At 41.9% G+C, this 20,399-nt stretch carries 18 protein-coding genes; 4 read left to right on the plus strand and 14 right to left on the minus strand.

Going from position 1 to position 20,399, the window contains the following annotated elements:
• Nucleotides 1–170 precede the first annotated feature (170 nt).
• Nucleotides 171–2,216 (plus strand): alpha-ketoacid dehydrogenase subunit alpha/beta, encoded by a 2,046-nt coding sequence (locus AC6JA8_RS07525; protein WP_497976512.1) that lies wholly within the window; start codon nucleotides 171–173, stop codon nucleotides 2,214–2,216.
• A gap of 151 nt (nucleotides 2,217–2,367) precedes the next feature.
• The gene (locus tag AC6JA8_RS07530) at nucleotides 2,368–3,720 is read left to right on the plus strand and encodes an HD domain-containing protein (protein WP_497976513.1); all 1,353 of its coding nucleotides are present in this window, start codon (nucleotides 2,368–2,370) and stop codon (nucleotides 3,718–3,720) included.
• Here the strand turns inward: AC6JA8_RS07530 and AC6JA8_RS07535 are convergent.
• The 9 genes from AC6JA8_RS07535 to AC6JA8_RS07575 form a co-directional block, all read right to left on the minus strand.
• Nucleotides 3,683–4,462, minus strand: a complete 780-nt coding sequence (locus AC6JA8_RS07535; RefSeq protein WP_497976514.1) for a lipoyl protein ligase domain-containing protein — start codon at nucleotides 4,460–4,462, stop codon at nucleotides 3,683–3,685. The two genes, AC6JA8_RS07530 and AC6JA8_RS07535, sit on opposite strands and share 38 nt — an antisense overlap.
• On the minus strand, nucleotides 4,459–5,430 hold the full coding sequence (lipA, locus tag AC6JA8_RS07540) for a lipoyl synthase (protein WP_497976515.1): 972 nt from the start codon (nucleotides 5,428–5,430) through the stop codon (nucleotides 4,459–4,461). The genes AC6JA8_RS07535 and lipA overlap by 4 nt, the downstream gene beginning before the upstream one ends.
• Nucleotides 5,417–6,772, minus strand: coding sequence for an alpha/beta fold hydrolase (locus AC6JA8_RS07545; RefSeq protein WP_497976516.1), 1,356 nt, complete (start codon nucleotides 6,770–6,772; stop codon nucleotides 5,417–5,419). The genes lipA and AC6JA8_RS07545 overlap by 14 nt, the downstream gene beginning before the upstream one ends.
• A 59-nt stretch (nucleotides 6,773–6,831) precedes the next feature.
• A complete protein-coding gene (locus AC6JA8_RS07550) occupies nucleotides 6,832–7,275 on the minus strand; it encodes a hypothetical protein (protein WP_497976517.1) in 444 nt (147 codons plus the stop codon).
• 71 nt (nucleotides 7,276–7,346) lie between these two features.
• The gene (locus AC6JA8_RS07555) at nucleotides 7,347–9,563 is read right to left on the minus strand and encodes a CHASE2 domain-containing protein (protein WP_497976518.1); all 2,217 of its coding nucleotides are present in this window, start codon (nucleotides 9,561–9,563) and stop codon (nucleotides 7,347–7,349) included.
• A 14-nt stretch (nucleotides 9,564–9,577) separates the two neighbouring features.
• A complete protein-coding gene (locus tag AC6JA8_RS07560) occupies nucleotides 9,578–11,170 on the minus strand; it encodes a tetratricopeptide repeat protein (RefSeq protein ID WP_497976519.1) in 1,593 nt (530 codons plus the stop codon).
• An 83-nt stretch (nucleotides 11,171–11,253) separates the two neighbouring features.
• Complete coding sequence (locus AC6JA8_RS07565; RefSeq protein ID WP_497976520.1) at nucleotides 11,254–12,744, minus strand: FecR family protein; 1,491 nt, start codon at nucleotides 12,742–12,744, stop codon at nucleotides 11,254–11,256.
• A gap of 216 nt (nucleotides 12,745–12,960) precedes the next feature.
• A complete protein-coding gene (locus tag AC6JA8_RS07570) occupies nucleotides 12,961–13,680 on the minus strand; it encodes a hypothetical protein (RefSeq protein ID WP_497976521.1) in 720 nt (239 codons plus the stop codon).
• On the minus strand, nucleotides 13,680–14,402 hold the full coding sequence (locus tag AC6JA8_RS07575) for a DUF3943 domain-containing protein (protein ID WP_497976522.1): 723 nt from the start codon (nucleotides 14,400–14,402) through the stop codon (nucleotides 13,680–13,682). The genes AC6JA8_RS07570 and AC6JA8_RS07575 overlap by 1 nt, the downstream gene beginning before the upstream one ends.
• 77 nt (nucleotides 14,403–14,479) lie before the next feature.
• On the opposite strand from AC6JA8_RS07575, the gene hemF reads away from it, so the two are divergent.
• Together hemF and AC6JA8_RS07585 are read left to right on the plus strand one after the other, a co-directional pair.
• On the plus strand, nucleotides 14,480–15,379 hold the full coding sequence (gene hemF / locus AC6JA8_RS07580; RefSeq protein WP_497976523.1) for an oxygen-dependent coproporphyrinogen oxidase: 900 nt from the start codon (nucleotides 14,480–14,482) through the stop codon (nucleotides 15,377–15,379).
• Between the two features lie 3 nt (nucleotides 15,380–15,382).
• Entirely contained in the window at nucleotides 15,383–16,291 is a 909-nt protein-coding gene (locus AC6JA8_RS07585) for a DMT family transporter (protein WP_497976524.1), read from the plus strand.
• Nucleotides 16,292–16,294: 3 nt separating this feature from the next.
• Here the strand turns inward: AC6JA8_RS07585 and AC6JA8_RS07590 are convergent, their stop codons facing one another.
• From AC6JA8_RS07590 to sufD, 5 genes are all read right to left on the minus strand, one after another.
• On the minus strand, nucleotides 16,295–16,936 hold the full coding sequence (locus tag AC6JA8_RS07590; protein ID WP_102243234.1) for a hypothetical protein: 642 nt from the start codon (nucleotides 16,934–16,936) through the stop codon (nucleotides 16,295–16,297).
• A 68-nt stretch (nucleotides 16,937–17,004) separates the two neighbouring features.
• Nucleotides 17,005–17,154, minus strand: coding sequence for a hypothetical protein (locus AC6JA8_RS07595; protein WP_158649609.1), 150 nt, complete (start codon nucleotides 17,152–17,154; stop codon nucleotides 17,005–17,007).
• Between the two features lie 162 nt (nucleotides 17,155–17,316).
• Nucleotides 17,317–17,898, minus strand: coding sequence for a NifU family protein (locus tag AC6JA8_RS07600; RefSeq protein ID WP_497976525.1), 582 nt, complete (start codon nucleotides 17,896–17,898; stop codon nucleotides 17,317–17,319).
• 11 nt (nucleotides 17,899–17,909) lie between these two features.
• Nucleotides 17,910–19,133, minus strand: coding sequence for an aminotransferase class V-fold PLP-dependent enzyme (locus AC6JA8_RS07605; RefSeq protein WP_497976526.1), 1,224 nt, complete (start codon nucleotides 19,131–19,133; stop codon nucleotides 17,910–17,912).
• Nucleotides 19,130–20,395: a Fe-S cluster assembly protein SufD gene (sufD, locus tag AC6JA8_RS07610; RefSeq protein WP_497976527.1), complete on the minus strand. Its 1,266-nt coding sequence runs from the start codon at nucleotides 20,393–20,395 to the stop codon at nucleotides 19,130–19,132. The genes AC6JA8_RS07605 and sufD overlap by 4 nt, the downstream gene beginning before the upstream one ends.
• Nucleotides 20,396–20,399 lie beyond the last annotated feature (4 nt).

Below are 20,399 nucleotides of genomic sequence, written 5' to 3' on the forward strand. Positions count from 1 at the left end.
CGCTATAAAAATGCACTTCTAAGGTACATTTTTTCTGTCTTTGCAGAACTCTTAAAAAGTAAGATTCGTGTCTACCTTTTTTATGCGATATAAAAATGCACCTGGGGGTGCATTTTTTCTGCAAATTTGTTACTATCGAAATTCCATAATTTTTATGACTTGAGGTATCTATGCTAAAAAAAGTAGAAAAAAAATATTCTGCGAAAAAAACACCAAAAGCTGAGCTTAAAAAATGGTACGAGCTTATGACTCTTGGTCGTATGCTTGATGAGCGCGCTCCAAACTATTTAAAACAAGCGGTTGGTTGGTCTTACCACGCACCATACGCCGGCCACGATGGAATCCAGTTAGCTATCGGACAAACATTCGTAAGAGGAGAGGACCACCTTTTCCCTTACTACCGCGATATGCTGACAGCTGTTTCAGCTGGAATCACAGCTGAAGAAATTATCCTTAACGGTATTTCTAAGGCGACAGATTTAGCGTCTGGTGGACGTCACATGTCTAACCACTTTGCTAAGCCAGAGTGGAAAATCCACAACGTTTCATCTTGTACAGGTAACCACACGCTTCACGCAGTTGGTGTTGCCCGCGCAATGAAGAGATACAAGCACAAAGGTGTAGCATTCTCTTCTCAAGGTGAATCATCTGTATCTGAAGGGTACTGTTACGAAGCCATCAACGGAGCTTCTTGTGAGAAACTTCCAGTTGTTTTCGTTTTCCAGGACAACGGATACGGGATTTCTGTTCCAAAAAGAGACCAGACAGCAAACGAAAGAGTTGCTGATAACTTCTCAGGGTTCTTAAACCTGACAATCATCCACTGTGACGGAAAAGATGTTTTCGATTCTATGTCAGCAATGGAAGAAGCAAGAAGAATCGCGATTGAAAAATGCGAGCCAGTTATCGTTCACGCAGACTGTGTTCGTATCGGAAACCACTCGAACTCTGATAAACACGAATGGTACCGCGATGAAGAAGAAAGAGCGGCAGCAAAAGCTCAGGACCCATACCTGGCCTACAGAAAAGAACTATTAAGCTCAAAAGTTTTCACTGAAGCTGAACTAAACGCTATTGATGAAGAACAAAAGAAGGTGGTTTTAGACGCTCACACAAAAGCGATGAAAGCACCAAACCCAACTCCGGAATCAATCTTTGATAACCTATGGCCAGAGTCATACGTGTCGACAAAATACCCGGAAGGAATTCACAATGAAAAAGGCGAAGAGACTAAATTCATCGACGCTATCAACGGAACGCTAAAAGCAGAATTCCGTCACAACCCAAATACATTCATTTGGGGACAGGATATGGCCAACAAAGAAAAAGGTGGTATCTTCAACGTTTCAAAAGGTATGCAACAGGAATTCGGAATTGAGCGCGTATTTAACGGGCCAATCGCTGAAGACTTTATCTTAGGAACTGCAAACGGTTTCTCTCGTTTTAGAGACGATATCCGCGTGTGTGTTGAAGGGGCAGAGTTCGCTGACTACTTCTGGCCGGCAATGGAACAATACATTGAGATGTCTCACGACTACTGGAGATCAAACGGAGCGTTCTCTCCGAACGTTATTATCCGTCTTGCTTCTGGTGGATACATTGGTGGGGGACTATACCACTCACAAAACCTTGAAGGATCTCTAGCAGCTATCCCTGGAATCAGAATTGTTGTGCCGTCATTTGCTGACGATGCAGCTGGGTTACTAAGAACTGCTTTCAGATCTAAAGGACCAACTTTATATCTTGAACCAAAGTCGCTTTATAACTCAAAACAAGCGATGGCCGTTGTTCCTGATGACTTCGAAGTTCCATTTGGAAAAGCTCGTGTAAGAAGAGAAGGGACTGACTTAACAGTTATCACTTACGGAAACACAACTCACATGTGTCTTGAAGCTGCTGAAAAACTAGCGACCGAAGGATACAACGTAGAAGTCGTGGATCTTCGTTCTATTATTCCTCTTGATGAAGAGACAATTATCAATTCAATCAAGAAAACAAACCGCTGTTTAATTGTCCACGAAGATAAAGTATTCGGTGGATTCGGTGGAGAGTTAGTAGGGATCATTAACGATAAGGCGTTTGAGCACCTAGATGCGCCAGTTAAGCGCGTAGGCTCTACATTCACTCCTGTTGGATTCAACAGAATTCTTGAGCGTGCGATTCTGCCAAACACAGACCGCGTGTACCAAGGAATGTTAGATCTACTAAAATACTAAGTTAATCAATTTCGTCGCCCTTTTGGAGATTAGTCCAGAAGGGCGATGTCAAAACTTCCCAATCACTTTCATTTACTAATTTATGTTATCCTTTTTTAGGTATTTCTTATTTATTTCTTATTTATGTAATTTCTAGAGATGGATCTCGCTCATGAGTAAAACCCTTGTCATCTGTGATAATGAATTTCTAAGCACGTTATACGTCATGAACCTGGAAGTGTATCTCGCTACCAAGGCCGAACTTGTCACGACGATTGAGGCGGGGATAGCTATCCATAAAGCGAAGAAAAATTTCGATCTCATCATCTCATTAGACACCATCAATAAGCGCGATGCTTTTAAAGAAATTAACGAATACCGCGGCTCTTATGGAGTGAAGACTCCTTTTATTAGAGTCGGAGGCGATGAAGACACAGATATCGATGTTAAAACATTTGCTGTCTCTTCACGCTATAACATTCAATCAATTCTCAAAAAATCAGCTTCTATTTTAGGAGTGACGGCCAAGCAGATGGCCGAAATGCAAATGGGTGCTTATTATCCCATCTCAATGGCACCGGTTGAAGGATTGACTAAGGCCCCTTGTAACCTTTATCTCTCAGTTGATTCCCAATACAAGATGCTTGCCCGTCGCGACGACACAATTGATGAAAGTATCAAGAATGCAAAGGCCACAGGTGTAGACACCATTTACGTCCGCAGTACTGACCGCCTGGTGATGGTGAACAATGTTTCTTTGAAACTTATTGAACGCATCACTGAGGCCCTGAAGAACAGTTCAGGAATGACGACTGATAAAAAAGTAGAAGTCCTTAACGATGGATTTGAATTTGCCGCCGCCAATTTATTTTCGACAGAAGAAATCAGGCAGGAAATGGCGGAAATTGCCACAGCTTCGGCCAAGGTTATGTCTGATGTTGTGAAGGACAATGCTCAGTTAAAAGGACTTCTTGCCACTATGTTGAGTAACAAAAGTGGTTACATCTTCACGCACTCGATGATCACTAGCTACGTGGCCAATCATATTATTAAAAATGTTACCTGGGGAGGAGAAGGTCAGTCTGATAAGATTAACTTTGTACTCTTCTTTCACGATATCTATCTTTCTCCGATTTATTTAAAACACCCGCAACTTAAATTTGAAAAGGCCCTTTTGGATAATCCGGCCCTTTCTGAAAAAGAAAAAGATATCATTATGAATCACGCTAAATTAGCAGCGGAGTTAGTCGTGACTTATAAGCGTTGCCCGATGGGGGCAGACGTTCTTATAAAGCACCACCACGGGATGAAAAAAGGTTCTGGTTTTGCCAATAAGTACCCTGAAGATCTTTCACCATTGTCTAAAGTACTTTTGATTGCAGAAGCGTTCGTTGAAATTTTTGTGGCGACGACAGATAAGAAAGAAAAAGTGGAAATGAAGCTTATTATTCCTAAGCTGATCGAGGAATTTGTCTCACCATCTTATATTAAGATAATTCAGACACTAGTGAATCTTCCTTTGTAGACCTGGAAGTTGAATCATTTATCGACTTGAGAAATTCCAGCATTAACTCTGGTTGTAAATCTTCAAATGAAATGTCTTTTTGCAAAATACGACTTACATTCGAGTAAGCACTTCCCGGAAGTCCGCATGGGAAAATCATGGACAAAGCTTCCTGAATTTTTTGATCTTCACCTAAATTCAAGGCCACTCCATGATAAGTCACAAACTTTCGTGTAGAGAGTCCTATAGAGGCGATCTTAAACTGTTTTGCCCAAAGACCTAATAAATCAGATCTGACTTCAAGTGATTGGAGACCATACTTTTTTTCTAACACATTTTTGATTAGAGATAGTGCCAGTAGCATAAAATCAAAAACTTTATATTTTTTATGATCCAGCGAAATCATAGGATAGAGAACGATTTGTCTTTCATGGTGGAAAGTAATACCTCCACCTCTTTTGATCCTGTGAATTTTTAGGGATAGTTGCTCTTCAATTAATGGATCAAAATCAATAAGAGGAATGATATCTGTCGCTGTTTTTTGTAATCCTCTCCCAAGAGTCAGGCAACTAGGGTGTGAGCAAAAAATGAATAGTGATTCATCGGGATGCTCATAAATTTTTTCGACCATGATTTCTTGGAATGAATGGGCGAGCTCGTACGGCCAGGATTTTTTTATGATAACGGCCGTTGTTGCGTGAACTTGGATATCTTGGGGAGTTAAAGAAAAATCTTCGAGCTTTATGCCTTTAAAGATTTTCACTTCATGTGCCCCTTGATTTTTAGGTGCTCCATATAGTCGGCCGCTTTATAGCTGCTTCTGACCAATGGACCTGAGGCGACGAATTTAAAGCCCATTTCATAGGCCTTCTCTTTTAACATCTCAAATGTAGACGGATGATAATACTCCAGGACTGGAAGATGTCTTTTGGTCGGGCGCAGGTATTGGCCGAATGTAATAATGTCGACATCAATGGCCCTTAAATCCTTCATTGTGGCGATGAGTTCATCAACAGTTTCCCCCAGGCCAACCATTAATGAGGTTTTAGTACTGATGTCTGGATAATGCTTTTTATAAAACTCGAGGCATTTTAAAGTCTGCTCATAGCCGGCCCTTCGGTCGCGCACATCATATGTCAGGCGTTCCACTGTTTCGACATTTTGGGCGATCACAAATGGAGAGCTTTGTGCCAAAGTGTGCATGTGTTTTTCTGATCCATTAAAATCAGGAACGAGAGTTTCAATTAACGTTGAAGGATTGCTCTGTTTAATTGCTTTAACGACATTGGCAAAATGAGATGCACCATAATCTTCGAGATCATCTCGGTCTACAGAAGTTACAACCAGGTATTTCAGATTCATTACCTGGGCCATTTTTGCAGCGTTGGAAATTTCATCAAGATCCAACTTCCCCCCAGGGTTACCAGTGTCTACGTGACAGAACTTGCATGCCCTGGTGCATGTTCCACCTAAGATCATTATCGTTGCTGTTTTGGCGGCCCAACATTCGCTTAAGTTCGGGCATGCGGCCTCTTCACAGACGGTCCAGAGTTTATTTTTTTTTAATTCAGCTTTTACTTCCCGGTAATTTTCACCACCGGGAAGCTTCACTTTAAACCATTCAGGCTTTTTTTCGATGTCTATTTTTTTAGTAAAGCTTTTCTGGGCCCGAACTTTTTTTTCAAGGATTTTTCTTTTTTCGTCTTCGTAGTTGTAGTCAGTCTTGCTCATTGTCGTTCTCTAAGGACTTCCATTTTAGTTCGCCACTGCCATTAAAATCCTCCAGCTCTTTGCGGGTAAGCTTTTTTCCAGAGAGTAGTCTCTCGATAACTTTTATGGCCGCACGATTCTGTCTGAGTTTATGGCAATCTTCTGGATCATGACATAAACGATTTTCTTTTAAAAGATCTAGCATAGGTAAATGTCCACCTTCTAAAAGAATAAGGGCCTGTTTTTGTCCCTTTGCCACTTTATTAAAATGGGTAAGGCCTTGATAGAGAGGAGTCGCGCCATCGGTCTCGCCCAGAAGGTAGGTGACTGGCACGAGCACAGGATACTTTTGGGCATCGTAGATACGATTGTTATTGTGCGAAATGTTTAAAGGTGCGCAGAAGTTACGTTCATCGTCGTTGATGAGATTACTGATGAGCGTTTCACCTGAAAATTCTGAGACCATTGATAATGTTGTGTCTGCCATGCTCATTTCCTGGCAGCCAATCATGCCCATCGTGACATCGCCAAAGCTAAACTCTTCTTCCGGTTTTTCGGGGTTGCCGTAAAAGCTTTGAATAAAGCCGCTGAAGCTTTCTTCATCCATCAAAAGAACCTGCTCTAAAAAACTTTGATATGATCTCAAACCGTTGTTGAGATACATCATCATGTTGGCCACTTTTGAAAACCAGGTTGCAGGAATTCCTGGAGTGTTTGAGAGCTTAAGGATTTTATTCTTCATTTCCGCCGGCAATTGATTGAAGAAATCTTGAATGCGTGCGAGCTTCTTAGGATCGCGCCAAAGGGTCTTGTCGGCCTTATAGACAACGCCTTCTAAAACCAGCGACTTCACCAGCTCTGGATAAAAAGATGCAAAAACAGTGGCGGCCACTGTGCCATAGGAATGCCCGTAGGCCGAGACTTGCGAGAGACCATAGGCATGTGCAACGAGGGCCGCGTCTCTAGCGGTATTTTCAGTGCTGTAAAAGGCCGGATCAAAAAACAATGCTTCACTAAGAGGTCTTGAACAAGAGATTCCTCGTTGCTCGAAAAAGATAACGTTGTAGTGCTCAAGAGAGAATTCACTCGAGCGCGAAGACACTCCAGGACCACCGGTGAAAAAAATCACAGAAGGTTGTTTTGGGTTAAAGGCCTTTTTTAGGTAAGAGTAAATCTGAGTTTGCCCGGCGAGTGGGTTTTGGTAATTAACTGGAACAAAGACGTAACGGAAATGCTCTCCAGATCTCTCTTGTGCATGTTCCTGGCAAACTTCCTCTCCATTTTTATAAACAGGATTCAGGGTGAAACCAAAGGTTTTACCGGCCAGGAGAAAAGAGGCTAGAGTGAAAGCTAGGAGTTTCATAAGTCTCTTTTAGAGACTTTTAGGAGAGAATGCCAGATTTTTGAAAAAATTACTGCCTTTTAACGGCAATATTCCTCTCTAAATTGCGTCTGGATATCAATGGCGTCCCATTCTAAACTCTCGTCGTTTAAATCCCAGTTTAGATACTTTACCTGGACGTAGTGAACCAGTTCGTGGACTACAGAATCGTCCATGCAGCGTTTGTTGGATTCGTAGTAATCGGCCTCATCCATAATGTAGATTTCATTGTTGTCTACGGCGAAGGCATTGGTGATTAAATGAGGTCTAAACCCCCATTGTTTTTCAATCGCATCTTGAAATTGCTTTAGTGGAGTTTTGCTAGAATAGTAAAACTTAGGAAAAGGAATCGAATCTTTTTTAGTCTGATGCTTTTTTTCCAGAACTTTTTCAAAGAGAAATTCCACTGGGTATTTTAGAGTGGCCTCTTTGGCAAAAGTCGTTTGTGTCGTAAAAAGAGCGGCGATTAAAAATAGTGTTTTCATGGGGGAAATTCTAGGAAGGAAGAAAGGCTTTATCAAGGAAGAACTGGCCTCTTTCGAGGCCAGTAATGAAATTACTTAGACTTGTGCGTGTAAGAGCCATCCCAATTTGGAGGAGGAGGCACCTCTTTATAGTCTTCGCACATATGCATCATGCGCTCGAAGCTCTTATCCTCAGGGAATTTCTCATGTAGTGATTTAAAGATTTCAAACGCCTCGTTGAACTTTTGCCCCAGATACATCTGGAAAGCTTCTTCATATTGGGCCAGGGCCTCTCTTTCATTAATCAGGTGATGCCCTGGATGAAGGACTTCATAAATTGTGACGGCGTTTTCTTTTCCTTTTACTTTTACTTTATCCAATGTTCTGAAAACGAACTCTTTTTGTAGTTCTGGTGGAATGGCGTTTTTAGTGTACTCAGAGATATTTAATTGCACGCCATAGAACTTACAAAGAGACTCAAGGCGAGCACCAAGGTTCATGTTATCCCCAAGTGCGGTGTATGAAAAAATTTGATTAGACCCCATGTTCCCAACAGAGCATTCACCTGTGTTGAGACCAATTCCGTGCTTAAAAAGAGGGAAGCCTTCGCGTTCAAATTCTGCGTTGATCGCAGGGAGTCTCTCAATCATTTGCACGGCCCCTTTAACCGCCCAGTAAGAATGATTTTCTAAGTCAACAGGTGCTCCCCAGTAAGCAACCATGGCATCGCCGATATACTTATCCAGTGTTCCTTGATGTTCAAAGAGCGTGTCAGTCATCATTGTCATGTATTTATTTAAACAGTGAGTAAGCTGCTCGGGAGTGAGTTTTTCAGAAATCGAAGTAAAGTCGCGCACGTCGGAGAAGAAGACGGTAATCACTTTCTTTTCTCCTCCTAAACGAACCTTTTCCGGGTTCTTGAGAAGGTCGTTAACAATACTAGGAGCAAGATAGCGCGAGAATGTCCCTTTGATTTTTTTCTTTTCTTTATTCGATTGATAAAAATGCAGGAAGGTTGACCAGGAGTAACAACTCAAAACCGAGAAGAGACAGAAGAAGAGCCTGTTGTTATAGCCTTTAGGAATGAAGTAATACGAGTCTAAGTAGAAAAGTCCACCCATGATGGCAAAGACCGCTACGAAGTCTACAATCGCGTTTCCAAAGAGCATCACACCAACGATCAGGGCACTCCCTCCCAAAAGCATGATCCAGGAAATTTTCGTCGACTCAAGTTCTGAGACCATGAACTTTCCTTCCAGCATCATATGGACCATGTTCATGTGAAAAACGATTCCGGGAAGAATCGGGTCAACAGGAGTGTTACGTAAATCGTTTGCTCCAAAAGCTGTTGATCCAACAAAGACCAGTTTGTCTTTAAAGATTCGCTGCATTTCAGGATCATTGTCTTTGGCCTGGAAAATATCCCAGACACCGACAGTAGGGAAGTGGTCAAGACCACCAAACCATCTTACCTTGGCCTCACCATTGTAATTGACATAAAGATTGCCTTTTTTGGTTTGAATGTAGGCCGTCTCAGTTGAAGGAATATTAACGACAGTGTGATCACCGCTAAAAAACTCGTAGGCCTGCATAGAAAAAGAAGGGAAATACATCCCACCTACGTTGGCAATAATCGGGTAGTGACGGAAAACCCCGTCAGCGTCAGCTTCTGCTTCAATGTGTGAGATCCCTGTCTCTGAGTTGGCCAGGATTTCAATTGGAAAAACTTTTTTCTCAATTAAAAACTCTCGAAGATTGCTTCCTTCTGCTTGCCTGGCATCCATGATGAAATTGAGAAGTTGATCAGGGGCTTCTTTAAAAAAAGTTTCCTGGTCAATCTCATCCGATTCTTTTTTTACAACCGAATAGGGAAGGATAATTTTTTTCGTCGGGTCTGACTGGAAATTTTTAAATGAGGCCCCTAAAAGATTATCTGGTGATTCAGCATTGCATGCGAGTTCTGGTTCAGAGAAAAAAACGTCGAAGGCGACAACTTTAGCGCCGTAGTTGCTAAGTTTGTTGACCAGGTTTGCAATGTGGGTGCGAGTCCACGGCCAGCGTCCAATTTTAGTGAGTGATTTATCATCAATGGCCGCCAGCACCAGGCGGTCGTCTTTTTTGTCGCGGTCAATCGTCAGTTTCATACGTAGATCGTAAAAACGGTCTTCGAAAAATGAAGCGTAGTTATAAAGAAAAGACTGATTGGTGTACGAGTTTAAATCTCTGGCGCTGGTGGAAAGGAAAATACTCCCGGCACTGAAAGTAATGATCGCAGTAATCCCCAGGTACTGGAAAATCCTAAAAAGCATGAGAGCTCCCTTTATTAAAAGCTAAAGCGGTATTCAGTCGTAAAAACGTGTTTGCTGTATGAGTAGTTAGTATCGTCCGACTTATTTTTTGTGAAGTCGTAGTTGATACTAATGCGGCTGCTGGCGCTTAACTCACGGGCAAAATCCACAGAAGGGTTGAAAGTAAATTCAGTCCCGCGTGTGGCCTTTTGTTCTTTGGTGTCAGTGATAGTTGTGGCCATCGCTAATCCCAGAGTGTACTGAGGCATGATTTCCGGAATGATGTAGTCAAAGCGCAGAAGATAAGTGTCAGTATTGGTACTGCTGTTATTGTAGTTGTCGATAAAACTGGCATCAAAAAGTGCAATTAACAGGTGATGAGTTGAAAAAAAGAAAGTCTGGTCAGCACTGAAGCTTGTCGTGTGGTTGCTGATTGATTCATCTTTACCATCGTAATTCTTTCTTTTGATTTTTAGTGTCGTATCACCGATATTGAAATAGCTAAAGCTTTCTCCAAGTGTAAAAGTAAAAGACTTGGCATAAAATTCTTTTTTCTTTTTTGCCTGCCAGTCTTTAAACACGTGAGAGTAATCAATATCAAAAAGCAGGCTTGCAGGTTGCTCCTTCATTTTGTGTTCGTATTTATTTTTTAAATTCACATTCATCGTAAACGAATCGTTTTGGTAAACTTCAGGGCTCGATTGGTTGGCGTGTTGGGTGTAAGTGAAGCGCGCTTCAGGAGAGACGATGTAGCGCTTCTTGATTGGGAAGTCGTATTTTCCGTAGGCTTCAGTTTCAAAAATATAAGATTCTTTTTTTGATTGCTGAACGTTATTTTCTTCGTTGGTTAAAGAAATGTTGTCATCAAACTTAATTTTTTGTGAAACATATCCATTGTAGCGTTTTGGGTTGATACGTCTTCCATTGGCCATGACGTTTGGATCGAGATTGAACTCTACCATCAACTGAGCAATGCGCTGGTTAATTTCTGAAGCAAGAGGCGAGGATTTATCGATATTGTAGGCCGTGCTGAGCATTGGGATAATAAAGCGCTCAACACGTCTTTCCAGGTCTTCACCTTGCTGTGATTTTTCACGGGCAATGGAAAGGAGAGTTTCCGCTAATTGGTAGCGGGCGATTTGTTTCATTTTATCGTCGGAGTCTTTTTCTTTGATTACTTGGGTGTAAGTGTCGCGGGCCTCTTCGTACTCTTCTAGTATTTGCGAAATATGGGCCACATAATAAAGTGAGGCAGGACGATTGAAGTTTTTTTCTGCTGATGTTTTAAAAGCAGTGCGGGCCTTCTTTAATTCGTTAGCAGCATACAGCGCTTGTCCGTATTCGTAGTATAAATCAGCACTCGTACTATTTTCGCTGATCGCTTTTTGAAATTGGGTGATGGCCTGATCGTATTCCTGCATTCTCGAGTAACTTAGGCCCATAAGGTAGGATTTACTTATCTTGGCATCGTTAGAATCGAGTTGTCCAAGAGATTCAATGGCCTTTGGGTACTGGGCGTTTTTGAAATATTTGTAAAATTCTTCAATCGTTGAAGCAGAAAGAGGAGATGAGAGAAGAAGTGTTGTTAACGATAAAAGAGCAGGGGCCCTAAACCTATTGAGAAGCATTTGTTACATCCCTATAACATAAAAAAAGCACCCATCTTGGGTGCTTTTTATAATTTCATATTCTCAATTATTATAGTTGATAATTACTCGGCGTTGAAAATAAATTTTACCTTGGTATTTGGTACCGCAACCCCGCGGTCGGTAGCGGCCTGTTTTGCTACATCATTCTTCTGAAGAACATCCTGAGCGATGTTAGTCAATGTTGTTCTCGATCCCGGTATGCCTGGGGCTGTTGCTGGTGGAGGAGGAACAACTGGTGCAGAGTAAGTGTTGATGAAAGTCTGAGCAGTCGCTGTGAAAATTTCAGGTGGTTTCACCTCGGCAGGAGCAACACTTGCCGGCGCTCTTCCAGAATCTCCCTCTGCTTTTGCAACTTCTTTTGGCTTGTCGCCTTCTGGTTTGGCAGACTCATCTTTTTTATCACTTTTCTCTCCAGCTTTCTCATCTTCTTTTGCTGGGGCCTGTGCCTTTTGGAAGGCCTCAGGGTCTACCACGATGAATTTCCCGGAAGGATCTAACTCCAGACCTGCAGGTGCTTTATATTCCCCAGTAACTTTGTCAATTTTTCCCAGAGTCTCAGGGACGATATAGGTCCCAGAGTTACTATCAAATGGAGCGTTTGATGGAGGAGGGATAATGTTAACAGTATTTAAATCGATAACACTTCCCGCTGGAAGTTTATACTCACCAGTTGTGACGTTGAAGAATCCTTCAGAGCTTCCTGGCCTTTCAGTATGAGAGACGGCCGGAAGAGACGCTTTTACATCCACACCCAATTTAGCGACTTCTTTATCTACCGCTGAAGCAGAGTTAGAGAAGGCCGCACCTTCAGCTCCTGGAGGAATCGGGTTTCTGAATTGTTTTTCTGAATGTGATGAACCTTCATTTAAACCCGTTTCGTTTTTTTCCAGAGCTTCAATTTGTTTTGTTCCAAGTTTTGTTGGAATCATTGCTCGCTCGGCAACGTTGAGGTTAACGGCAGAGACCTGTCCTTTTGTTACCAGGACGGCCTTATCACTTGAGACAACTCTTTCTAAATTTCCCTGATCAAATTTAGAATCTCTTTGATCGCGGTCAATATGGGCCATGGCCACTTTCCCTTCGAAAGTGATCAATGATGTGTTTTGATTTTGTGGGTTGAAGTTAACCTGGAAGTCTGTTCCGCGGATACCCATCGCCGCAGTTTTCGTTTTGATATAGAGTTTACTTTTACTCTTATCTTCCATCTCCATATAGTCTTTTGTGACTTGAGACCTGATCTGACCTTTTACCAGAGTGATGATACCTGCTTCTTTTTTAGGAAAAGCATTAATCACCATTTGCGAATTCGGCCCGAGGTTCATTTGCGATTTATCAATGAAGAGAAGTTTTACGAAACTTTTATCTGCTGTTTGAACAACAGCACCTTCAGGGATTGATTGGTCAGCTTTGACATCGATGATACTTCCATCAGTCAGTTTTGCTTTGACCATTCCACGCATGATAATAACCTTGGCCACATTTTCATTGGCCATGACATTTGTGGCGATGATTAAAGTCGTTAGAGTCCAAAAAAGGTGAGAGCGTAATTTCATAAAAATCCTTCATTTAAAGGCGCTTATCAATCATCTCTTCGATCATTATAGGTGAGTTCTTTAGGGGATAAATGTTTACGGGCCAACTATGCAATTTCCAGAGAACCTAAGTAAATGGCCATTTAAATTTGGCCCATAATTTTGCACCAATAGAGATAAAACCTTAAAACGATTGGTCTAAAAAAGTCGGGTATTTGAGAGCGTAAGGTGCCCTAACTAAAAAAGAGTGAAACCCGTGCGCACGATAATGTAGTGGCCGGAGAAATCGTTGGAGTTTCCTTCCGAGAGTGTGATGACTTCTGCTGTATCGGAAGCATCGAGAATAGAAACTTTGTAGGAGTGCATGTAGTTATATCCAATTTCTAAAAACATCGGATGGTCTTGTTTGAAAGGAAGAATTTCTTCGAGACCAATAAAAATACCACCGCCATAGTTTTCAAAACTAATTCTTTTTTTATTGCTAAAATTTCCGGTAGTCGTAGCATTGCTAAAAACAAAAGTTTGCAGAGACCACGATGGCCCAAAACCGACATAGACATTGGCCTTATCTAAAATAGAAAAAGGTGTGTGGTATTTGATTTGCGGGCTAAAACTTACGAAGCGAAATCTCCCTCCACCACGGATGGAGTTTTGGTTGTCGATAAAAGTGACGTCTTTGATCTTTCCAAAAAGAACATCTGAGGCCACAGCAAATTCCCAGGCTTCCCAGCGGTAAGCAAGAGAAGTGACCAGACCAAATCCCAGAGTCTTGGTTTCGTCTTCCGGGTCATCATCTTCAGATTCATGGTTATCAATCAGGCGGTCTGTGTTCATTTCAATGTGGTTAAACGAAAAACCAGCTCGCAGGATGAAGTTATTTTCCAATGTCGATTTCGTCTCTTCAGCGTGAAGAGCAGAGCTTAAAAGTAATAGGATGACTAAAAAACAATTCTTCATCAGTAATTGAGCTCCAGTCTTAACATCGCACCTTTATCTTCTTGTTCAAATTTAGGAATGATGAGAGTGCGCCCTTCATAAAAAGGAAAAAGGGTCGCCGGATTAATCATGTGGCCCACAATTTTCCCGGCAGTTGTGCCCGAATTTAAAAGTGACATCGAAGCGGTTTCAATTCCCAACCCTAACACAGTTCCAAGAATCGGTGTCTGATATAAATCCTGAACGCTGGCCGGTTCAGTGAGAATCTCAACAGTGAATTCAAAAAGGGCGGAACTAATTGAGGCCATCCCCATCGCCGCCATTCGCGAATAACCTTCAGCACGGTAGAGAAGATAAAGTTGAGAGCCTGTGAGTGGGTGAACAAATAAATTCCACACCGGTTCATCTTTATCAAAAACGAGTTTTCCAAAATTGTTTTTGTATTTATTCCAGCCGTCTTCGACCTTAAAAACTTTGGGTTGAATCAAGGGATAGAAAACCCATGTCAGTCCGTAAACGATTCCGATATTTTTCGCGCTTTCTTCCCAGCTGTGCTCGCGGTCAACATACCCGTAGTGGTAGAGCGAGGTGCGGGTTTTTTTGACGGGATCGACGACGACATCGCCCTGTAAATACGGTTTTTGGGGCCCAGAATCCACTTCCAGAGCACTCGCTTGAGCGAAGCCTTCACTGATGGTCATCAGCGAAAATAAAAGCAGGAGCAGGGGGACAAACTTTGTCATACGTGGTAGTAGTAATCTTACTGTTTAGGGAGAGTCCAGCCCTTTTTTAACACAACGACTCCTCGATGGAAATTGCTATGAACAATTTAGAAGCTAAAAAGAATGATTTTCACCAATATGTAAAAGATCTTCAGGATCTCATTACTAAGGCACTTTTTAGTGTTGATCCTAAATTGTCATTGGAAGAAGACGTATGGGAGCGCAAGGATCACAAAGGTAACCCAGGTGGCGGAGGAATCACTCGCGCTTTTACTGGAGACGTAATTGAAAATGCAGGGGTTAACACCTCGAAAGTTTTTGGGGCCATTGACCCGGCCTTCGCCAGCCGCTTAGGGGGCACAGGCGATGAGATGTGGGCCGCAGGGATTTCCCTGATTATTCACCCGAAAAACCCTAGAGTCCCAACTGTTCACGCAAATTTTAGAATGATCCAGGCCGGAGAGAGATTCTGGTTTGGCGGTGGGGCAGACCTAACGCCTTATTACCCTCATGAAGAAGACTTTCAGTATTTTCATTCCATTTGGAAAAATGCACTGACTCCGTATGGTGTTTATGAAGACATGAAAAAAGAATGCGATAAATACTTCGTCAACACTCACCGTGGAGGTGAGATGCGTGGAGTAGGCGGATTCTTTTACGATCACTACAATACGAATGATTTAGATAAAGACCTGGCGATGGTTAAAGACATCTCATCTAACTTCATCAATTCATACTTTCCAATCGTCGAAAAAAGAAAAGACGAAGCCTATACAGAAGCTGATGAAGACTTCCAACTTCACAGACGCGGGCGTTACGTTGAATTTAATTTACTTCATGACCGCGGGACAATGTTTGGCCTAAAAACCAACGGGCGTACGGATTCGATTCTTATCTCACTTCCTGCGCGCGCGAAATTCACTTACAAGTACAAACCTGCTGCAGGCTCAGTTCATGAGAAGATGATGGAGTACTACTTTCCTCGCGAGTGGAACTAAAAAATGTTTATTAATATCCTTCTTCTTTTATTTGCCACATCTATCTGGGGATACGGTTTTATTGCCACTCGCTGGACTCTGGTTGCTCTTGACCCTTACTGGGCCAATGCTCTTCGCTTTAGCGTGGCCGGCGTGGCCTCACTGCCTTTTTTACTTTATAAACGCTCATTCACTAGAAGTGACAACATTCTTAAGAAATCATTTATCAGCTCGGTGTTTCTCCTGGGGATTTTACTTTTCCAGACCATCGGCCTCTCGCTTACGACTGTGGCAAAAAGCGGATTCATTACAACGTTGTACACGCTCTTTATTCCGATTATCACCATGTTGGTTTTTAAGAAGAAATACCGCCCGACGTTCTGGTTTCTCATCTTTATGGCAATGGTGGGAATGGCGCTTATGTGCAACCTGGAATTTAAAGATCTTAACAGTGGAGACTTCTTCACGCTGATTTGCTCGGTGTTTGGAGCAATCCATATTATCTACGTGGGGAGAGTGGCCAATGCTATCGAGTCTCCAGTGGAGTTTAATTTTCTGCAGAACTTCTTTGTGGCGCTGATGTCTATTCCCATCGCTTTGATCTTTAAAGGGGTCATTGATTTTGGGGTGGTGTTTGATCCTGGTCACAATGTGCTTATTGGTCTTATCTATCTGGGGATTTTCTCCAGCATGATTTCTTTTACGGCCCAAATCGTCGCTCAGAAAAAAATCCCGGACCACATTGCCGGACTCATTTTCTTAACAGAGTCGCCGTTTGCAGCTCTCTTTGGCTTTTTAGTTTTAGGGGAGACGTTAAATGGAATGAATCTTTTAGGAGCGGGTCTGATTATCTTGTCGGTTCTTTTAGTGCCAATCTTGGGAAGAGAAGTGACCGCGAAGATCAAAGATCATCACGGCCACGATTCTATCTAAAAACTAGTGATTGTATTTCTTGTAAACTTTCATCATCTGAGACTTAACTTGTCCAGAGATGTTTAGCATAAGAAGAACACCTGAGTTTTCTCCGTTTTGGTCAGCACCAACTAGAGAAATTGTACCCGCTGCTTTTTCCCCGATGTAGTATCTGAATGAAGCGATAGCTCCTTCAACACCTACTGAAGCTGGAAGGAAGATACCGAATACATCTTTACCTACGTAAAGAGACATATTGTGGAATTTTTCGATTGAGAAAGCTACTGCTGGAAGTGATCCAGAAGCTACACCAGGCAGGTTACGTCCACCAGGAAGTTTTTGTGGGTCAAGTTGATCAAGACCACCATCAACGATGTCTTTTAGAGAGATCGAAACTTGCATAAGTGTTCCGTTTGACTCTACATCTGGAGAGATTTCAAGGAATGAATACTTATACTTTGGAATATTGTAACGAAGTCCACCGTCCATTTGAATATTTTCAAATACAGCAGAGATCATCATGTTGTCTTGAAGTAGAGTAACTGTTGGCCCTTTAACACCAGCGATCTGGATGTTAGAAGCATCGTTCTTTCCACAAGAAGTAGTAAATCCAAGCATTGCAACTGTAGCAACAGTCAATAAAGACGTTTTCCATTTTGTTAACATAAAAATGTTCTCCTGTTAGTTAAGGCACAGACTATTTTTATGCTTCTTCGACAAAGGAATAAAAATGTTTAGGATCTATTTTCGATTGAAAATTTAATTTTTAAGAATTCGATGATTTCTTCATCGTTTAAGTTCGGATGTTGAGTCTTTTGCTCGGCAATGAGTGACTCGATTTTAGAAATGACAACTAACAGGAGATTACAATTTTGAACGATCATACATGATCCTCCTGTTAGTAGTTTAAATCAAAAGTTTGAATAGTCAAACTTTTTTAAAGATGATTTTTATTAATCTTTTAAGATACTGAAAATATTATACTTTGGGGGGGGGAAACAGGCAAAAAAAAGGCCCCATCTATGTGGGGCCTTTGAGCTTTAAAATTAGTATTCAGGGGCAATGTAGACTTCGATATCCGGATTTAATTCATCTCTTAAAATCGATTTAATCGCTTCAAGGGTTCCGGTTGTTGAACTCGGGCAAGTCCCGCATGCACCCTGGTATTTAACCATCAGGATATTGTCTTGATAAGTCAGCGCCTGGATATCACCACCATCACCTTGAAGGCCTGGGCGGATTGTTTTATCTAAGATCGCTTCAATCTGCTGAAGTTCTGGAGAAAGATTTTTTCTTCTGTCGGCTTCAGGGTTTGGATCATTATAGTCAGGGTTGTGAGTCGGCATAAATTCTTTAAGAGCTTTAGTGATACCCACTTCAACGTTGTTCCAGTCTTCGTAAGAAAACTTGGTAACAGCGATAACGTTTTCAAAAAAGTGCAGTTGATCAATCCCTCTGACTTTAAAAAGTTCAAGGGCCAGTTTGTTTTCTCCGCACTCACTTGGAGATTTATAAGTTGAGTTACCTTCGTTTTTTACCGGGTAATTCAGGATGAACTTCAGCGCGTTTGGATTTGGAGTCGGCTGAATATCGATATCAATTTCCATATTTGTTTCTGCTTCTGTCATATATGTAACCTCTATAATAAAAATTCTTTTGCTTTGTTAATCGCTGCGACCAGTGCATCTACGTCTGCTTTAGTGTTGTAGAAAGTAAAACTTGCTCTGGCACAAGCAGTGATACCAAAACGCTTCATTAAAGGCTGCGTGCAGTGATGTCCCGTACGAATCGCTACACCTTGTTTATCTAAAAGAGTTCCTAGGTCATGGGGGTGAACACCTTCTAAAACGAAAGAGAGAACCCCTGACTTCGTTTCAGATTCACCAATAAGACGAATGCCTGCAATCTTTTTAAGCTCGCTTGTGGCGTAGGCCAGAAGCTCGTGCTCGTAGTTGTAGATATTGTCCATTCCAAGTTTTTGAACGTAATCAATTGCCGCTTTAAAAGCGATCACTTCAGCAATGGCCGGAGTTCCTGCTTCAAATTTATTCGGCAGGATATTGTAAGTCGTTTTTTCAAACGTCACTTCGCTAATCATCGCTCCACCACCTTGGTAAGGCGGCATTTCATTAAGAAGTTCTTCTTTCCCGTATAAAATCCCCAGACCATTTGGCCCGTAAATCTTGTGAGCAGAGAAGACCAGGAAGTCACAGTCTAAATCCTGTACATCTACTTTCTGGTGAGCGATTGACTGAGCTCCATCGACAGCGACTTTAGAGCCATTGGCGTGGGCCAGTCTAATCATTTCTTTAACCGGGTTTGTTGTCCCCAGCGTATTTGACGTGTAAACCACTGACACCATTTTTACTTTTGGGTTCAGAAGTTTTTTATAATCTTCTAAAACGATATCGCCTTTGTCGTTGACCGGAATCACGACAACTTTTGCGCCTTTTTTTTCCGCGATCATTTGCCACGGAACGATGTTCGAATGGTGCTCCATCTGAGAAAGAAGGATTTCATCACCGGCGTTTAAAAATCTTTCACCAAAAGAGTTGGCCAGAAGGTTAATCGCATCTGTTGTCCCTTTGGTGTAGATCACTTCGTGGACTTCGCGAGCATTGATAAAATTCTGAACAGCAATTCTCGTTTCCTCAAATTGCCTTGTCCCCATTTCCGAAAGAGTGTGGATCCCGCGGTGAACGTTGGCCACATCCTGGCTTAGGTGTTTAGTCATCTGGTCGATCACGACTTTTGGCTTTAACGTCGTTGCGGCGTTATCTAAATAAACCAAAGGCTTTCCGTTCACAGTTGTTTTTAACTGCGGAAAGTCTTCTCTGATTTTTTCAACGTTCAAAGTACTCATAGAGTCATCTCACTTAGAGCAATCTTCTCAAAGCTTTCTTCAAGCATCTTGATTGCGAGCTCCTGGATTTTTACGTTATCAATTTTATAAAGAACATCAGTCGCAAAACCGTGGCAAAGCATTCTTTTTGCTTTGTCTTTTTTGATCCCGCGGCTCTCAAGGTAGAATTCTTCTTCAGCTGAAAGCTGACCAATTGTCGCCCCGTGAGCACACTTGACGTCATCAGCAGAAACGAGCAGCTGAGGGCGAGTGTCGATGTGAGCTTTCTTAGAAAGCATTAAGTTTTTATTCAACTGGTTTGAGTTAACTAGCTGAGCATCTTTAGCAATGGCGATTTTTCCAGTGAAAGCTCCGTGAGATTCACCAGCTAAAATACCTTTGAAAAGCTGATCAGAAGTCGTGTGGGCACTTAAGTGGTTAATGCTCGAGAAAACATCAGCGTGTTCTGTTTTCTTTAGGGCAAAAAGACCATTGACGTGCGCGTCTCCACCTTCGCCTCTAACTGTAACGTCGATATTGTGGCGAGAAGTGAAGTTCCCCAAGTCAACTGTCATTGATTTAAACTGAGCACTCTTAGCAACAGAAGCTTTTGTTAAACCGATGTGAGTTGAAGCAGTGGCTTCGTTTTGGATTTTGACGTGTTCGATAAATGCGTTTTCTTTTAGTTCAAAAAGAGTCGCTGCGTTTGTCGTGTATTGGAAAAGCAGGTTTTGTGTTGAAGTGAAAACTTCAACGAAAGAAGCTTTTGTGAACTCTTCGGCCACAATCGTGAGACGAGGAGATACAATCTTATTTACACCAGCTTCATCTGTCAGGTGCACGATGCTGATTGGGAAATCAATCACAGTGTTTTTCTTAATTTTTAAGAAAAGAGGTGAGAGAGCAACACCAAAGTTTAGGGCATCAAATGAATCAAAGAAGTTTGTCGATGGAACCTGTTGATCTAGGCTCACTCCTTCCGGAAGAACTGATTGGTGGCGGTTAAAAATCCCGTTGTTAAAAATAATCATTCCGCGGCGATCGATGACCTGTGCGGGAATTTCCTGCACGATTTCGCTTTGGCGAGAGTAGAAGCGTGGAGAGAGATTTTTAGAAATATTAGTGTATTTCCAGTCTTCATCTTTTTTAGAAGGAATACCCAGAGTTTTAAAGTGCTCCAGAGCTCGCTTCATAGCTTCGTTATAGCTCGCCCCAAGTTCACCTGAATTTTTGTGAACCTCTGCCGAGTTTTTGACTAGTTCGTTTAGTAGTACGTTTTCCATAAAA

Source organism: Bacteriovorax sp. HI3 (assembly GCF_059738875.1).

What these genes read in the sequence shown, in the direction of transcription:
- AC6JA8_RS07530 (WP_497976513.1), top strand. Translation starts at nt 2,368, where the DNA reads ATGAGTAAAACCCTTGTCATCTGTGATAATGAATTTCTAAGCACGTTA.
- AC6JA8_RS07555 (WP_497976518.1), bottom strand. Translation starts at nt 9,563, where the DNA reads ATGCTTTTTAGGATTTTCCAGTACCTGGGGATTACTGCGATCATTACT.
- AC6JA8_RS07595 (WP_158649609.1), bottom strand. Translation starts at nt 17,154, where the DNA reads ATGATCGTTCAAAATTGTAATCTCCTGTTAGTTGTCATTTCTAAAATC.
- lipA (WP_497976515.1), bottom strand. Translation starts at nt 5,430, where the DNA reads ATGAGCAAGACTGACTACAACTACGAAGACGAAAAAAGAAAAATCCTT.
- AC6JA8_RS07570 (WP_497976521.1), bottom strand. Translation starts at nt 13,680, where the DNA reads ATGAAGAATTGTTTTTTAGTCATCCTATTACTTTTAAGCTCTGCTCTT.
- AC6JA8_RS07590 (WP_102243234.1), bottom strand. Translation starts at nt 16,936, where the DNA reads ATGTTAACAAAATGGAAAACGTCTTTATTGACTGTTGCTACAGTTGCA.
- hemF (WP_497976523.1), top strand. Translation starts at nt 14,480, where the DNA reads ATGAACAATTTAGAAGCTAAAAAGAATGATTTTCACCAATATGTAAAA.
- AC6JA8_RS07565 (WP_497976520.1), bottom strand. Translation starts at nt 12,744, where the DNA reads ATGAAATTACGCTCTCACCTTTTTTGGACTCTAACGACTTTAATCATC.
- AC6JA8_RS07550 (WP_497976517.1), bottom strand. Translation starts at nt 7,275, where the DNA reads ATGAAAACACTATTTTTAATCGCCGCTCTTTTTACGACACAAACGACT.
- AC6JA8_RS07560 (WP_497976519.1), bottom strand. Translation starts at nt 11,170, where the DNA reads ATGCTTCTCAATAGGTTTAGGGCCCCTGCTCTTTTATCGTTAACAACA.
- AC6JA8_RS07575 (WP_497976522.1), bottom strand. Translation starts at nt 14,402, where the DNA reads ATGACAAAGTTTGTCCCCCTGCTCCTGCTTTTATTTTCGCTGATGACC.
- AC6JA8_RS07605 (WP_497976526.1), bottom strand. Translation starts at nt 19,133, where the DNA reads ATGAGTACTTTGAACGTTGAAAAAATCAGAGAAGACTTTCCGCAGTTA.
- AC6JA8_RS07545 (WP_497976516.1), bottom strand. Translation starts at nt 6,772, where the DNA reads ATGAAACTCCTAGCTTTCACTCTAGCCTCTTTTCTCCTGGCCGGTAAA.
- AC6JA8_RS07525 (WP_497976512.1), top strand. Translation starts at nt 171, where the DNA reads ATGCTAAAAAAAGTAGAAAAAAAATATTCTGCGAAAAAAACACCAAAA.
- AC6JA8_RS07585 (WP_497976524.1), top strand. Translation starts at nt 15,383, where the DNA reads ATGTTTATTAATATCCTTCTTCTTTTATTTGCCACATCTATCTGGGGA.
- sufD (WP_497976527.1), bottom strand. Translation starts at nt 20,395, where the DNA reads ATGGAAAACGTACTACTAAACGAACTAGTCAAAAACTCGGCAGAGGTT.
- AC6JA8_RS07600 (WP_497976525.1), bottom strand. Translation starts at nt 17,898, where the DNA reads ATGACAGAAGCAGAAACAAATATGGAAATTGATATCGATATTCAGCCG.